Origin of the sequence: Sphingomonas sp. ERG5 (assembly GCF_000803065.1) — a bacterium.
Taxonomy (GTDB): Bacteria; Pseudomonadota; Alphaproteobacteria; order Sphingomonadales; family Sphingomonadaceae; genus Sphingomonas.
Genome location: NZ_JSXI01000024.1, coordinates 37,453 through 51,223, shown reverse-complemented (window position 1 = coordinate 51,223; position 13,771 = coordinate 37,453). Strand labels below are relative to the sequence as shown.

The following is a 13,771-nucleotide window of genomic DNA, read 5'->3' as shown; positions in this document are numbered from 1 at the left end:
CTGCTCAGCGATAATCGATGATCGCATCGCGGCGCAGATCGCGCAGCAAGGTCTGTGCACGCAGATTGACGCGCGACTGCTCCATCTGGCGCTGGATCGCCTCGGCTTGCGGCAAGTCGCCGTTACGCGGATCGTCACGACCGCATACCACCAGCGCGCGAACGCCGTCCTGCGCCGAGCCGAAAGGCGGCGTCGCTTGCCCGACCTGCAGCTTCAGCATGATTTCCTGCAGCGCGGGCGGCAAGTCGCGGATCGTCACTGCGTCGCTGTCGACCACTTCGGCGCCGATATCGCTGGCGATCTTGGCAACGCCGCCACAGCCCTGGATGGTCTGCACCGCCTTGGCGAACTCTGCGGCGCGCGCTGTCGCGCCCGTCTGAGTGGTGCCGGTGGGAAAACGCACCGTCAGCTGTTTCAACGCAAGGCGTGCATCACGGGGATCCGCGGTCATCACTTGCCGCTTGTCGACCAGGTACAGGATCGAGAAGCCGCCCGGCACTTCGATCGGCCCGGCAACCTGGCCGACCTGCATCGATGTAGCGGCCGCTGCGAGCGAGTCCGGCAGCTGGGCGGCGCGAACCCAGCCGAGATCGCCGCCAACGGCGCGCGTCGAAGCTTCGGAAGAGTTGCGCGCGAAATATTCGAAGGGCGCTTCGCCCTTTTGGATCTTCTCGATCATCTGGCGCATGGTGGCATTGACCTGCTGCGCACGCTCGGGCGTCGCGGACAGATATATCTCGCTGACATGGAATTCGTCCAAGCCCTTCGACGCCTTGATACGTTCGAGAATGCCCTTTACTTCTTCGTCACTGACATTGACGCTGGGTTCGACCTTGCGGCGCAGATAGCGCTGCCAGGCAAGCTCGCCTTCAATCTGGCGCTTCAGGGATCGCTCGGACGATCCGACCGAGCGCAGATATGTGCGCATCTCGGCGGGTGACCGCTTGAAATTATGGGCCACACGGTCGAAGCTCTGGGTGATTTCCGGCTGCGTGATCGTGATCTCGCTGGCCTTGGCTTCCTGGATTTGTAGCGTTTCGTCGATCAGCTGGCGCAGGATCTGCAGCTTCAGGCGATCCTTGTCCTCCGCACTGAGCTTGAGCTCATTGGCCGAGACGATCAACGCTACACGCTGATCGACATCGGTGCCGGTGATGACGCTTTCGTTCACGATCGCGGTCGGCTTGCGGACGTTCGGGTCGACCTTGCCGAAAATCTGCATATTTGCGGGAATGTCGAGGCCGGTGCTCGGCACACTATTGTCGTCCACGGTCTGCGCGACCACGGTACCAGCAAAGGCGAGGCCTGCCAGCAATGCAACCGTGCGGCCGGTCCGGACCGCCTTCGTCTTCGAAATCATCACGTCGGTCAAAATCCCATATCGCGCCGTCGCGTCCCGGCGGTAAATCCATGAAACAGGGCAGGTGAACCCAAGCTTAGCGGCCAAGATTCTTGAACGCCAGACTGAACAGGAAGCTATTGCCCGCGCGAGCGTCGCCGGCGTTCTGATAATCGCGTTTCCAGGTCAGGCCGAATCTCAAGCAATCATCTTCATAATTGACCCCGATGCGGTGGCGGACGGGGGTAAAGCCATCCGACGCCGACAGCGGATCCTCGTCGCGATTGGTCAGGTCGAACACCGCCGAACCGAACAGCGACCAGAAACGCGCGACCTGGATCCGGCCCGCGATCCGCGCTTCCTCACGATCCTGCAAATCTTCCAGTGCCGGATCGATATCCCGATTGAGCCGCAAATAGCCGACCAGCGCATAAGTGCTGCGCGACCCGACCGTCAGGTCGATCTCATTGCGGCGCACCGCCAGCCCGTCCTTGTCGAGCCGGTAGCGCTGCGTGAACGACACGAAATCGCGGAACCGGATTTCGTTGCGGCCGACAATGTCGGAGAAACGATCGTTCAGGCCGGTGCCGTCGGGGAAGATAACCGGGCGCTGGCCCAGGCGATAACTTTGCCCGACATTGGTCTTGATCGACAGGCCGGGCAGGTCGAGCGCCCAATCCAGACCATAGGTGAAGCGCGTGGCGTCCTCGAACCGGTCATAGCCGGGGAAGCGATTGAGCGCGAAGAGGTTGGAATCATCCAGATCGACCGCGCGGGCGTCTTCATTGGGGATGTCGAGATTTTCGGTCTTGGGCGACGCGGCGATCTGGAACCGCGGCGTCAAGCGCTGCGTCCCGCCGAGGAATTCGCCGATGAACGGCCACTTCACGTCGATCGCGGCCGTTCCCATCACCCGGCCATGAACACCCTCGGTCCCGCGATAGCTCGGGATCGTCGTCGAAAGTGTGTCATTGGCGTTGTAGACATCGCCGCGGGCAAAGGCGGTGAACGTCACTTCCTGGCCAAGCGAGGTCAGCTTGCGCAAATCCCAGCGCACGCTGGCAAAGGCGCGCTGCGTATCCTCCCCCCCAGTCCGGGTGATCGCCAGCGTGTTGACCTGAAGCTGGAACTTGCCCCCGAGCAACCCGTCATTGAAGCGGCGGCGATAATCGAGTTCGGGCAACGCAATTGGTTGCAAACCCTGGCGGTCGTTGGCGCGAAGCGTCTGTACCGCCCAGCCGGTAATGGCAAAATAGCTGTCGGCATCGATCCGTTCCAGGCTCGCGGTCGAGCGAAGCCGGTCGTCATAGGAAATATCATAGCGCCGCAGGAAGGTCCGGTCTGTGGCCAGTCGCAACGATGCCTTTGCACTCCAATTCTCGTCGAACTGATAGCGGGCGACGCCGTCGAGATAGCCACGAAATGCCATTTGCGATTCAAGCGGCGTTGCGGTCCCCACATCGTCGCTGCGGCGGCTGACCGTGGCATAAGCGCCGATTCGGTAAGCCCCCTCGCTGTCGAGCGCGCTGTAATTGGCCTGCAGCATCGGCAACGCGTTGCTGAATACCCGCGGCGTGATGATCAATCCGCGATTGGGCGCCAGGCGGAAATAATAAGGCTGTGAATACTCCAGGCCGTTGACTCGCCCGAAGCGAAAATCGGGTGACAGCAATCCGCTTGCGCTGCCGTCGCTGACCGTGTGCGAGAATTTCGGCATCGGGATCGACGGCAAGCCGAACAGATTGATTTGCGCGCCGCTATAATAGACCCGCTCGCGGTCAGGGCGGTAAACGATCTTGACCGCGGTGATCTTCCAGGACGGTTCCTTGGGGCACCCTTTGGCCGTCGTCACCGCGCAAGGCGTGAAAGCGGCGTCGTCTAGCGTTACCACCTCGTCCAGCGCTCGTGTGCCTTTGCGTGCGGCAAGTCGACCGCCGCGCTCGAGCACGATCAGCATATTGTCGACCACACCATCCTTCAGCGAATCGGTCAGGTCGATCGAATCGCCATAGGCGGTATCGCCGCCCGGATTGGTCACTGCGACATTGCCAGTTGCCACAACCTTGCCGGTGTTACGATTCCACACGACCTTGTCCGCGCGTAGCCGGTCACCGTTGCGGTACATGCGTACGTCGCCATTGGCCGTCACGATCTCATCATTGAGATCATATTCGAGCGTGCCGGCGGTGAACTGCACTTGTTCGTCGGTGGTCGGCAGGGGCGTTTCGGATGGCGGGGGCGGCGGTGTAGTGCGCGTTTGCAGGTCCTGCGCCTGCGCACCCGTCCCAAGGGTCCCGGTCGCAAGAATCAGGGCGAGCGGCGCCACGCAGGTCGAGAGCAGATCGGAACGCTTCACGTCGGGAAACACACCCCCAGCCGCGCCGGAATGACGCGCGAACGCTTGCCCTATCGCATCACGCGGCGCTCGCCGCAATCGCGCTGAACGGTGACCATGGGGCGGGGAGGCACTTTGCCAGCCCGCCTTCGCTGGCCTAGAGGGGGCGACTCATCTCCCCCTGTTTCAACCGACCGAGGTTTTCATGCAGATCCTTTTCTCCGCCGCACCTGCTGATTCCGGCGTGCCTCTTGCGTTGCCGATCGAAAAGGATGCGCTGGAGCGCGCCACTTTTATCGGCCTCGATGACGCCGCACGCAAGGTCGTGCTGGGCGCGGCGCGGAGCAGCCGGTTCGATGGCGAGGCCGCTGCGATCGCTGAAGTTTTCGTCGGTGCGGGGGATGGGGTGCGCCGCATCCTGCTGCTTGGCGTCGGCAATGGCGGCGAAGCGGATTATGAAAAGGCCGGCGGAGCGTTGACCGCGCGGCTGCTGACCTCGGGTGTCGAAGCGGTAACGGTCGATTTTGCCGGTGCGGAGCCAACACCCAAGGCCGCAGCCCGCTTTGCGGCGGCGGCGGCGCAGCGCGGCTGGCGGCACGATATCTATCGCACCAAGCTGCCCGAAAAGGCCAAGCCGACGCTGACCTCGATCACCTTGCTCAACGCGCCGGAGGGCACGGATGCCGCCTGGTCGCATCAGAAGGCGTTGACCGAAGGCCTTGAGCTCACGCGCACTTTGGTCGCCGAGCCGCCGAACGTCATCTATCCCGAGAGCTTCGTCGCGAAGGTGCTGGCCGAGACTCAAGGGCTGGGACTCGAAGTAACCGTGCTCGATGAAGCCGCGATGCGCGATCTCGGCATGGGCGCACTGCTTGGCGTCAGTCTCGGCTCGGCGCGTGAAGCGCGACTGCTGGCGCTGAAATGGAATGGAGCGGGTGAGGGCGATCCCGCGCTGGCGCTGGTCGGCAAGGGCGTGACCTTCGACACCGGCGGCATTTCGCTCAAGCCCGGACCCGGTATGGAAGACATGAAGTGGGACATGGGCGGTGCCGGCGCAGTGGTCGGCGCGATGAAGTCGCTCGCGTCGCGCAAGGCCAAGGCCAACGTGATCGGCGTGTGCGGCCTGGTCGAGAATATGCCTGACGGTGCCGCGATGCGCCCGGGCGACGTCATCACCTCAATGTCGGGCCAGACGATCGAAGTGCTCAACACCGACGCCGAAGGTCGATTGGTGCTGTGCGACGCGCTGACCTGGGTCCAAAAGACGCATCGTCCCAAGACCATTGTCGATCTCGCCACGCTCACCGGCGCGATGATCATCAGCCTGGGCAATGAACATGGCGGCTGCTTCGCCAATGATGACTTGCTCGCCGATCAGTTGCTCGCCGCGGGCAAGGCATCGGGTGATCTGTTATGGCGTTTGCCGTTGTCGGACGCCTATAACAAACTGATCGACAGCCCGATCGCCGACATGAAGAATGTCGGCCCGCGCGGCGCCGGATCGATCACCGCGGCGCAGTTCCTGCAGCGTTACATCGAGACCGGTGTGCGCTGGGCGCATCTCGACATTGCCGGCATGGTCTGGGCCGACAAAGCTGGCCCGACCTTCGACAAGGGCGCGACGGGCTATGGTGTGCGCTTGCTCGACCGCTTTGTCGCGGACAATTTCGAGGGTTGATGTCAGAATCGATGCAAGTTGATTTCTACCATTTGACGACCATGCCGCTCGACCGCGTCCTGCCGCAAATCGCGGAGAAGATAGTGTCGGGCGGCGGGCGGCTGCTGATCGTTGCCGAAAGCGAGCGGCAGCGTTCGGCGATCGATACATTGCTGTGGAGCTACAGCACCGAAAGCTTCCTCGCACATGGCCGCGCGGGCGAGGGGGACGATGCCGCGCAGCCCGTGTTGATCGCCGAAACTGCCGATGCCGCAAATACCGCGCGTAACGTCGCGTTGGCCGATGGCCTGTGGCGCGAGGAAGCGCTCGGCTTTGACCGCGCCTTCCACCTTTTTGACGCTGACCGCATCATTGAGGCACGCACTGCATGGAAAGCACTGGCCGATCGTGGCGGGATCGAGCGGCGTTACTGGAAACAGAACGACAATGGCCGCTGGGAACAGGCTGCTTAGCTGCGATTATCTTGCATTGCGGCACGCCCCCGATTAGGGAACCGCGACTTTCCGCCATTTCTATACATAGGAGCTTCACGGTCATGGCCGCGAACCGCACGTTTTCGATCATCAAGCCCGACGCCACCCGCCGTAATATCACAGGTGCCGTCACCAAGATGCTGGAGGAAGCCGGCCTGCGCGTCGTCGCGTCCAAGCGTATCCAGATGACCAAGGACCAGGCCGAGGGCTTTTACGGCGTTCACCGCGAGCGTCCTTTCTTCAACGACTTGGTCAGCTTCATGATCTCCGGCCCGGTCGTCGTACAGGTGCTGGAAGGCGAGAACGCCGTACAGCGCAACCGCGATATCATGGGCGCGACCAACCCGGCCAATGCCGATGCCGGTACGATCCGCAAGGAACTGGCCGAATCGATCGAAGCCAATTCCGTCCACGGTTCGGACAGCGACGAGAATGCAGCGATCGAGATCGCCTATTTCTTCAAGCCGGAAGAACTGGTCGGCTGATATGGAATGGCGCGTGCGACAGGCCGGCCCGGATGATGCGGCCGCCCTGTCGCTCGTCGCCAATGCGGCATTTCTCGATACCTATGCGATGGTGCTGAACAGCGTCGATCTTCTCGCGCATTGCCTGAAGAATAACGGGATCGAGACCTTCGCCGCCTGGGCCCGCGACCCTGGCACGATCCTCACACTGGCCGAAGTCGAGCCCGGTCATGCGCCGGTTGGCTATGCGGTGCTGACGAGGCCGGACCTTCCGATCGAGCCGCGGCCCGGCGATATCGAGCTGCGCCGCATCTACACGCTGAAGCAGACGCATGGTTCGGGTGTGGGCCCAGCATTGATGATGCGCGCCAGCGAAGATGCCGTGAGATCGGGGTATCGCCGCATGCTGCTTGGCGTCTGGGAATATAACGAGCGTGCCCGCGCCTTTTACGGGCGCAACGGCTTCACGGTAATCGGCAGGCGTCAGTTCGAGGTCGGCGCCGAAGTTCACGACGACCCGATCTACGCGCTTTCGCTTTAGGTTATTTGGTTGGTTTGGGCTTTTCGCGCGCCCAGATCGCATCGAGCCGCGCCTTGGAACCCGCCCGCTCGCGCAGCATCAGGCCTTCGAGATGGAGGGCGCGCCCGCGAAACATGCGGCCGTTGGTCTTCCATATCACATCATAGATCGCCGTATCGCGGCGCTCGGTATCGGCATCCCAATAGCTGGCGGTGATCAGCACCGGCATGCGCCCTTGCTGATTGTCCGGGCCATCATCGGTCAGATCGAGCAGGGCACCCGAGAACCAGCTCGCCTCGACCCTTGGTTCCAGCACGCTGTTCTGCGCGGCAATGCCCAGCGCTGAAGGAAAGCTGACATCGATATTCTGGATGTCATGCGCGGCATCCGACAGTTTCAGGCGGTCGCCACCGCGTTCGGCGGCACCTTTCAAGATCACCAGCGTACGGACTTTCGCTTCACTCGCCTTTTCGACTAGCTTCGCCTGATCGTCAGCGCGCCGGTCCGACCAGGTCATCCACAAGCCCAGCGCGGCGATGACCAGTCCGGCGACACCGACCAGTTCAGCCAGCGTGACCCAACGTCGCCGGGTCGCTGCCGCTTCGGCGCGATCGACCGCCTGTTGCGCGGCGTCTTCCACCGACGGGGGGGAAGGTGGGGCGAGGGGCGAAGTCGGGCCGGGTTGTGCCGGTGTTTCCGGTGCAGGGGGCAGTTCATCGGTCATCGGCCACCGGCCTCCAGCAATCGCCGCGGCGCGACCATTTCCCAACTCATCGCAATCCGGTCGGTAACGCGGTCCCAATCGAGCTCGGATCCATCCAGCCGCATCGCAATCCAGCCCGACGGTCCCAGATAGGGCGGCGAGTAATAAAAATCCGGATCGGCCTCGATCAGCATTTGCTGCTCCTCGCGTCCGCTGGTCTTGACGATCGCCACCGTCTCGCCGTCGCCATGGTGATTATGCCAGAAATAGGCGAAGCCCTTGCCCTTCTCGATGAAGAAGCCGGGCGAGCCATGCGATAATTTCTCAAAGGTCGACGGGAGCGATAGCGCTGCGTCGCGCACCTTGGCCAGGGCGGTTTCTGGATCCGGACTCATCGCGTGGTGAAGTGTGCCAGAACTTTCGGATAAAGGCGATGCTCCGCTGCGAGCACGCGGTCGGCGAGCGTATCGGGAGTGTCGCCGGGAAGGATCGGCACTTCCGCCTGGCCGAGCACATCGCCGCCATCGAGTTCCTCGGTCACGATATGCACTGAGCATCCCGCCACCGCATCGCCCGCTTCGATCGCCCGGGCATGTGTGTCGAGGCCCTTGTATTTGGGCAGCAGCGAAGGGTGGATGTTGATGATGCGCCCGCGCCAGCGCGCAACGAAATCGTCGGACAGCAACCGCATATAGCCCGCGAGCGCGATGCATTCGACGCCGGCATCGCGCAGCGCGGCATCGATGACAGCTTCATATTCCGCCTTCGGAATACCCTTGGGCGAATGCGAGAAGGTCGCAATGTCATGTTCGGTCGCCCAGATCAGGCCGGGCGCGGCAGGCTTGTCCGACGCGACGAGGGCGACATCATAGGAGCTATCGGTTGCCCGTGATGCCTCGACCAGCGCCATCATATTCGATCCGCGCCCGGAAATCAGGATCCCGACTTTCTTCCTCGTCATCGGAAATCAGCCAAGGTGAGTCGCCGTCCAGTCGGCCTGTGCACCCCAGGTTTCGATCGAGCCGCTGACCGTGCAACCACGTTCGCCCGCTTCGATATGGCCGACTGCAAAGACGGTCTCGCCGGCCGATTCCAGTGCGGCCCTGACGGCGGCGGCTTCTTCGGCCGCAACGACCACCGCCATGCCGATCCCGCAATTGAAGGTGCGCGACATTTCCTCGGGCTCGATCGCGCCCTGCGCTTGCAGGAATGCCATCAGCCGCGGCTGCGGCCAGGCATCGGCATCGATTCGCGCGTGAGCACCCTTGGGCAGGACGCGCGGTACATTTTCCAGCAGCCCGCCGCCGGTGATATGCGCCAGCCCCTTGATCCGCCCCTCGGCCAGCACGGGCAGCAAGCTCTTCACATAAATCCGCGTCGGCGCCATCAGCGCATCGATCAGCAACGTTTCCTGATCGAACAGGGCTGGGCGGTCGAGCTTCCAGCCCTTGTCGGACGCAAGCCGGCGCACGAGCGAGAAGCCGTTGGAATGCACGCCCGATGAGGCGAGGCCGAGAATTACATCGCCCGCAGCGATCTCGCGCCCTGTCAGCACCCGGTCGCGCTCGACCGCGCCGACGCAAAAGCCGGCCAGATCATAGTCACCCGGCGCATACATGCCGGGCATTTCCGCGGTTTCGCCGCCGATCAGCGCACAACCGGCCTGGAGACAACCATTGGCGATCGAGCCGACAACGCGCTCGGCCACCGCCGGGTCCAGCTTGGCGGTGGCATAATAGTCGAGGAAGAATAGCGGCTCTGCGCCCTGGACGATCAAATCATTGACGCACATCGCGACCAGATCGATGCCGACCCCGTCATGGCGATCATGCTCGATCGCAAGTTTCAGCTTGGTGCCGACGCCATCATTGGCCGCGACCAGCAGCGGATCGACGAAGCCGGCGGCCTTCAGGTCGAAAAATCCGCCGAATCCGCCAAGATCCGCGTCGGCCCCGGCGCGGCGCGTGGCTTTGGCAAGCGGGCCGATCGCGCGCACCAGCGCGTTGCCGGCAGCGATCGAAACGCCCGCCTGGGCGTAAGTATAGGGCGCAGTACCCGGTTCGGTTTCACTCATAACCGCCGCCTAGCCATATCTCGCTTGGATTTCCACGCTTGCTTCGCCAAAAGGACCGCAATGTTTGTCCGTCGCTTTCTTCGCCCACCCTATATGGCTCTCGCACTGGCGCTTGTCGCGACCGGCGGGATGGTGGTGGCGCAGGCCGACAGCCCCGAACAACCGATGACGTCGGCCGATGGATCGGGCAGTTTTGAAGTCAGCGGTGTCCAGGTCGACGTGACCGGCAAGACCGCCGATGCAGCGCGCTTCGCCGGCTGGCGCATCGCTCAGCGCAAGGGCTGGGAAATGCTTGCCAAGCGTCTCGGCAGCAGCGGTGCCGGGGTGTCGGACAGCACGCTTGATGCAATGGTGTCGGGAATTGTCATCGAGGACGAGCAGATCGGCCCGAATCGCTATGTCGCGCGACTCGGCGTGTTGTTCAGTCGCGCTCGCGCCGGCGGATTGCTCGGGGTCGCCGGGCAAGCGACGCGATCGCCACCAATGCTGGTCATTCCGCTGCAATGGTCCGGCGGTACCGGCCAGGTGTTCGAACAGAAAACCGACTGGCAGGAGGCCTGGGGCCGCTATCGCACCGGTAACAGCGCCGTGGACTATATTCGCCCGGCGGGTACTGGCCCGGACGCGATGCTGCTTAATGCCGGCCAGGTCGGCCGGCCCGGACGCGGCTGGTGGCGCACGATCCTCGACCAATATGGCGCCTCCGACATCCTTGTGCCGGTGGTGAGGCTCTATCGCCAATGGCCGGGTGGCCCGGTAGTCGGCGTGTTCGAGGCACGCCACGGCCCGGACAATCGTCTGATCGCCAAATTCTCGCTGCGCGTCGGTAGCAGCGATGGTCTCGACGCACTGCTCGATGCCGGGGTGAAGCGCATCGACGAAACTTATCAGTCGGCGCTGCAGTCCGGCATGCTCGAAACCGATTCCAGCCTCGCCTATGTCCCGCCGCCCGCCGCGCCGGTGGTGATCGAGGATCTGCCGGAGGATTTGGGAACGGCCACGGGTACACCCGGTCCGGTCGCGACTGGCGACGTGCGGTCGACGCTGTCGATCCAGTTCGATACGCCGGGGGCGGGCGCCGTGGCGGCGACCGAGGCCGCGATGCGCAATATTCCCGGCGTCCGCACGGCGCTGACCAGCAGCCTCGCACTGGGTGGGGTGTCAGTGATGCGGGTCGGTTATGACGGTGATCCCGCAGCGCTCTCCGCTGCACTGGAGTCGCGTGGCTGGCAGGTACAGGGCAGTGGCACGACGTTGCGCATCCGGCGCGGAGGGCAACCGTCGCAGGGCGGCACGCCGGCGCCGGCGGACAACGCGACCAGCGGATGAGCCAGATCGCGCTGCCGTTCGAATGGCCAGCCGACCCGCGCGACGATGAGTTCCTGGTCAGCGAATCCAATTCCCGTGCGGTCCAACAGCTGGAGCGCTGGGCGTCCTGGCCGGTCATGTCAGTGATCCTCACCGGTCCGCGCAAATCGGGCCGGAGTCTGCTGGCGCGAATCTTTGCCGCGAAGAGCGGCGGGACGATCATTGACGATGCCGAACGCCAAAGCGAAACGGCACTTTTCCACGCCTGGAACCGAGCACAGGAGTCGCGTCATCCGCTGGTGATCGTCGCGGATGCAGCACCGCCCGAATGGACGGTCAAGCTTGCCGACCTTCGCTCGCGCCTTGCAGCAAGCCCGATCGCGAGGATCGGCGCGCCGGATGATGTGCTGATGCAGGCCCTGTTCGAACGCATGTTCCTGCGCCGCGGTCTCGATGCCCGGCCGGACTTGATCCAGTGGCTGCTGGCGCGAGTCGAGCGGAGCCATATCGCCTTGCTCCGTGCGGTCGATGCGCTCGACCAGGAAGTGATGGAGCGTCGAAAACGCCTGTCGATTCCGCTCGCACGCGCGACTTTGTCGGAAATCGGGCTTATCACCGATCACGCGCCCGAATCGCCGCCCAAAGATCTCTGACGACCCGAACAACCCTGACGCAAACGATTCAGCCGAGAACCCCCATGACCCGCCCCGCCCATATCGCGCGCCTCGATGACGACGACGATCCCTTTGCCGGTGGTGGCGATAGCGAGCGGTACTTCAATCGCGAGCTTTCCTGGCTGGCCTTCAACCGGCGCGTGCTGGAGGAAGCCTGCAATCCCGCACATCCGCTGCTCGAGCGACTGCGCTTCTTGTCGATTTCGGGATCGAACCTCGACGAATTCTTCATGGTCCGCGTTGCCGGATTGAAGGGACAGTTGGCGCAGGACGTCGATCGCCGCTCCGCAGACGGCATGACCGCCGGGCAGCAACTAGCGGCCGTGGTGGGGGAAGCGGATGCGCTGGTGCAGAGCCAGCGCGAAGTGTGGCGCGACTTACGCCATCAGCTTGCCGACACCGGCGTCGAAGTACTGGGGTCGAAGACGATCGACGGCGCCGTCGATGCCGCCGATATCGCATGGCTCGAAACGCATTTCCGCGAACAGATCTTCCCGATCCTGACACCGCAGGCGCTCGATCCGGCACACCCTTTCCCGTTCATGCCCAACAAGGGGCTGGCGGTGATGTTCGATCTGGTCCGCGAGTCCGATGATGAGCCGATCCGCGAACTGGTGATGCTCCCGGCGACCATGGCGCGTTTTGTACGGTTGCCGGGTGACCGTGCGCGCTATGTCGCGATCGAATCACTGGTGAAGCGCTTCTCGGCGTTGATCTTTCCGGGGTATGAAGTCCATGGCGCGGCCGAATTTCGCGTGCTGCGCGACAGCGATATCGAGATCGAGGAAGAAGCCGAGGATCTCGTCCGTTACTTTGCCAATGCGATCAAGCGGCGCCGGCGCGGGCGAGTCATAAGGCTCGAGCTGGAATCGGGTATGCCCGAGCGATTGTCATCGGCACTGCGCGATGAATTGGGCGGTAGCGATTCCTTCGTGACCGAGGGGGGCACGTTCCTCGGCATCAACGACCTCGATGCGATCGTTGACGAGGATCGGCCCGATCTGAAATTCACCCCCTATAGTCCGCGTTTCCCTGAGCGGATCCGCGAGTTCGGTGGGGATTGCTTCGCGGCGATCCGGTCCAAGGATATCGTGGTCCACCATCCATACGAGACGTTCGAGGTGGTGCTCGCTTTCCTGAAACAGGCGGCGGCCGACCCCGACGTGGTGGCGATCAAGCAGACATTGTACCGCGCGGGCAAGCAGCCCGCCGTGATCAATGCACTGATTGCGGCGGCCGAATCGGGCAAGTCGGTCACGGCCGTGGTCGAGCTCAAGGCACGCTTCGACGAAGAGCAAAATCTGGTCTGGGCCTCCGCCCTGGAGCGCGCGGGCGTTCAGGTCGTTTATGGCTTCATGGAATGGAAGACGCACGCCAAAGTATCGATGGTGGTGAGACGCGAAGCGGGCCAGTTCCGTACGTATTGCCACTTCGGCACGGGCAATTATCATCCGGTCACAGCGAAGATCTATACTGATCTCAGCTTCTTCACCGCCGACCCGCGTCTCGGGCGCGATGCGGCGCAGATGTTCAATTACGTCACCGGCTATGTCGAGCCGCAGAACATGGCACTGATCAGCCTTTCACCGCGTGATTTACGGCCCAATCTCGTCGCGATGATCGATGCCGAAATCGCCAACGCCAACGCGGGCAAGGCGGCGGCGATCTGGGCGAAGATGAACTCGCTGGTCGACCCCGCGATCATCGAGAAGCTGTACGAAGCCAGCAATGCCGGGGTAGAGATCGAACTGATCATTCGCGGCATCTGCTGCCTGCGTCCCGGCGTACCAGGCATGTCGGAGCATATCCGGGTCAAATCGGTGATCGGGCGTTTCCTGGAACATAGCCGTATCTGGGCGTTCGGGAACGGCAAGGCGCTGCCCAATGACGGCGCGAAACTGTTCATTTCCTCGGCCGACTGGATGCCGCGCAATTTCGACCGGCGCGTCGAGTATATGCTGCCGATCGAGAATGCGACGGTTCATGACCAAATCCTCGACCAGGTGATGGTCGCCAATCTGATCGACAATGAACAAAGCTGGGAATTGCATGCGGACGGCAGCTACGTTCGCGACGATCCGGGGGACCGCCCGTTCAATCTGCACCGCTATTTTATGACCAACCCGTCGCTGTCGGGACGCGGTGCGGCGCTTGGGCTCGGCGAATCGGTGCCGAAACTTTCATTGCGGCGCCGACGTTGACC

Annotated in this window: 13 protein-coding genes; 7 read left to right on the top strand and 6 right to left on the bottom strand. The window is 63.0% G+C overall.

Annotation, left to right across the window (positions count from 1 at the left end; all coding sequences use genetic code 11):
- Nucleotides 1-4: 4 nt before the first annotated feature.
- Nucleotides 5-1,360, bottom strand: a complete 1,356-nt coding sequence (locus OO12_RS08840; protein ID WP_034158517.1) for a peptidylprolyl isomerase — start codon at nucleotides 1,358-1,360, stop codon at nucleotides 5-7.
- Nucleotides 1,361-1,436: 76 nt separating this feature from the next.
- A complete protein-coding gene (locus OO12_RS08835) occupies nucleotides 1,437-3,695 on the bottom strand; it encodes an LPS-assembly protein LptD (protein WP_034158516.1) in 2,259 nt (752 codons plus the stop codon).
- 184 nt (nucleotides 3,696-3,879) lie between these two features.
- Between OO12_RS08835 and OO12_RS08830 the strand changes: the two genes are divergently transcribed.
- From OO12_RS08830 to OO12_RS08815, 4 genes are all read left to right on the top strand, one after another.
- Nucleotides 3,880-5,352 (top strand): leucyl aminopeptidase, encoded by a 1,473-nt coding sequence (locus OO12_RS08830; RefSeq protein ID WP_034158310.1) that lies wholly within the window; start codon nucleotides 3,880-3,882, stop codon nucleotides 5,350-5,352.
- Nucleotides 5,353-5,363: 11 nt separating this feature from the next.
- Nucleotides 5,364-5,804, top strand: coding sequence for a DNA polymerase III subunit chi (locus tag OO12_RS08825; RefSeq protein ID WP_034158515.1), 441 nt, complete (start codon nucleotides 5,364-5,366; stop codon nucleotides 5,802-5,804).
- Between the two features lie 83 nt (nucleotides 5,805-5,887).
- Nucleotides 5,888-6,310: a nucleoside-diphosphate kinase gene (gene ndk, locus OO12_RS08820; RefSeq protein WP_034158309.1), complete on the top strand. Its 423-nt coding sequence runs from the start codon at nucleotides 5,888-5,890 to the stop codon at nucleotides 6,308-6,310.
- A gap of 13 nt (nucleotides 6,311-6,323) precedes the next feature.
- Nucleotides 6,324-6,830 carry a GNAT family N-acetyltransferase gene (locus OO12_RS08815; protein ID WP_327196013.1) on the top strand — a complete coding sequence of 169 codons (507 nt, stop codon included), beginning with the start codon at nucleotides 6,324-6,326 and terminating at the stop codon, nucleotides 6,828-6,830.
- Between the two features lies 1 nt (nucleotide 6,831).
- On the opposite strand, the gene OO12_RS08810 is transcribed toward OO12_RS08815, so the two are convergent.
- Genes OO12_RS08810 through purM form a run of 4 tightly spaced genes read right to left on the bottom strand, consistent with a single transcriptional unit; the run spans nucleotide 6,832 to nucleotide 9,586 of the window.
- Nucleotides 6,832-7,533, bottom strand: a complete 702-nt coding sequence (locus OO12_RS08810) for a hypothetical protein (RefSeq protein ID WP_152616329.1) — start codon at nucleotides 7,531-7,533, stop codon at nucleotides 6,832-6,834.
- On the bottom strand, nucleotides 7,530-7,907 hold the full coding sequence (locus OO12_RS08805) for an MmcQ/YjbR family DNA-binding protein (RefSeq protein ID WP_034158306.1): 378 nt from the start codon (nucleotides 7,905-7,907) through the stop codon (nucleotides 7,530-7,532). The genes OO12_RS08810 and OO12_RS08805 overlap by 4 nt, the downstream gene beginning before the upstream one ends.
- Entirely contained in the window at nucleotides 7,904-8,473 is a 570-nt protein-coding gene (gene purN / locus OO12_RS08800; RefSeq protein ID WP_034158305.1) for a phosphoribosylglycinamide formyltransferase, read from the bottom strand. Before purN ends, OO12_RS08805 begins: the two co-directional genes overlap by 4 nt.
- A gap of 6 nt (nucleotides 8,474-8,479) precedes the next feature.
- Nucleotides 8,480-9,586 (bottom strand): phosphoribosylformylglycinamidine cyclo-ligase, encoded by a 1,107-nt coding sequence (purM, locus tag OO12_RS08795; RefSeq protein WP_034158304.1) that lies wholly within the window; start codon nucleotides 9,584-9,586, stop codon nucleotides 8,480-8,482.
- A 60-nt stretch (nucleotides 9,587-9,646) separates the two neighbouring features.
- Here purM and OO12_RS08790 point away from each other — a divergent pair, with 60 nt between their 5' ends.
- Genes OO12_RS08790 through OO12_RS08780 form a run of 3 tightly spaced genes read left to right on the top strand, consistent with a single transcriptional unit; the run spans nucleotide 9,647 to nucleotide 13,769 of the window.
- On the top strand, nucleotides 9,647-10,915 hold the full coding sequence (locus tag OO12_RS08790) for a hypothetical protein (RefSeq protein WP_034158303.1): 1,269 nt from the start codon (nucleotides 9,647-9,649) through the stop codon (nucleotides 10,913-10,915).
- On the top strand, nucleotides 10,912-11,547 hold the full coding sequence (locus OO12_RS08785; RefSeq protein WP_034158302.1) for an HdaA/DnaA family protein: 636 nt from the start codon (nucleotides 10,912-10,914) through the stop codon (nucleotides 11,545-11,547). Before OO12_RS08790 ends, OO12_RS08785 begins: the two co-directional genes overlap by 4 nt.
- A gap of 44 nt (nucleotides 11,548-11,591) precedes the next feature.
- A complete protein-coding gene (locus tag OO12_RS08780) occupies nucleotides 11,592-13,769 on the top strand; it encodes an RNA degradosome polyphosphate kinase (protein WP_034158301.1) in 2,178 nt (725 codons plus the stop codon).
- The last annotated feature ends 2 nt before the right edge of the window (nucleotides 13,770-13,771 follow it).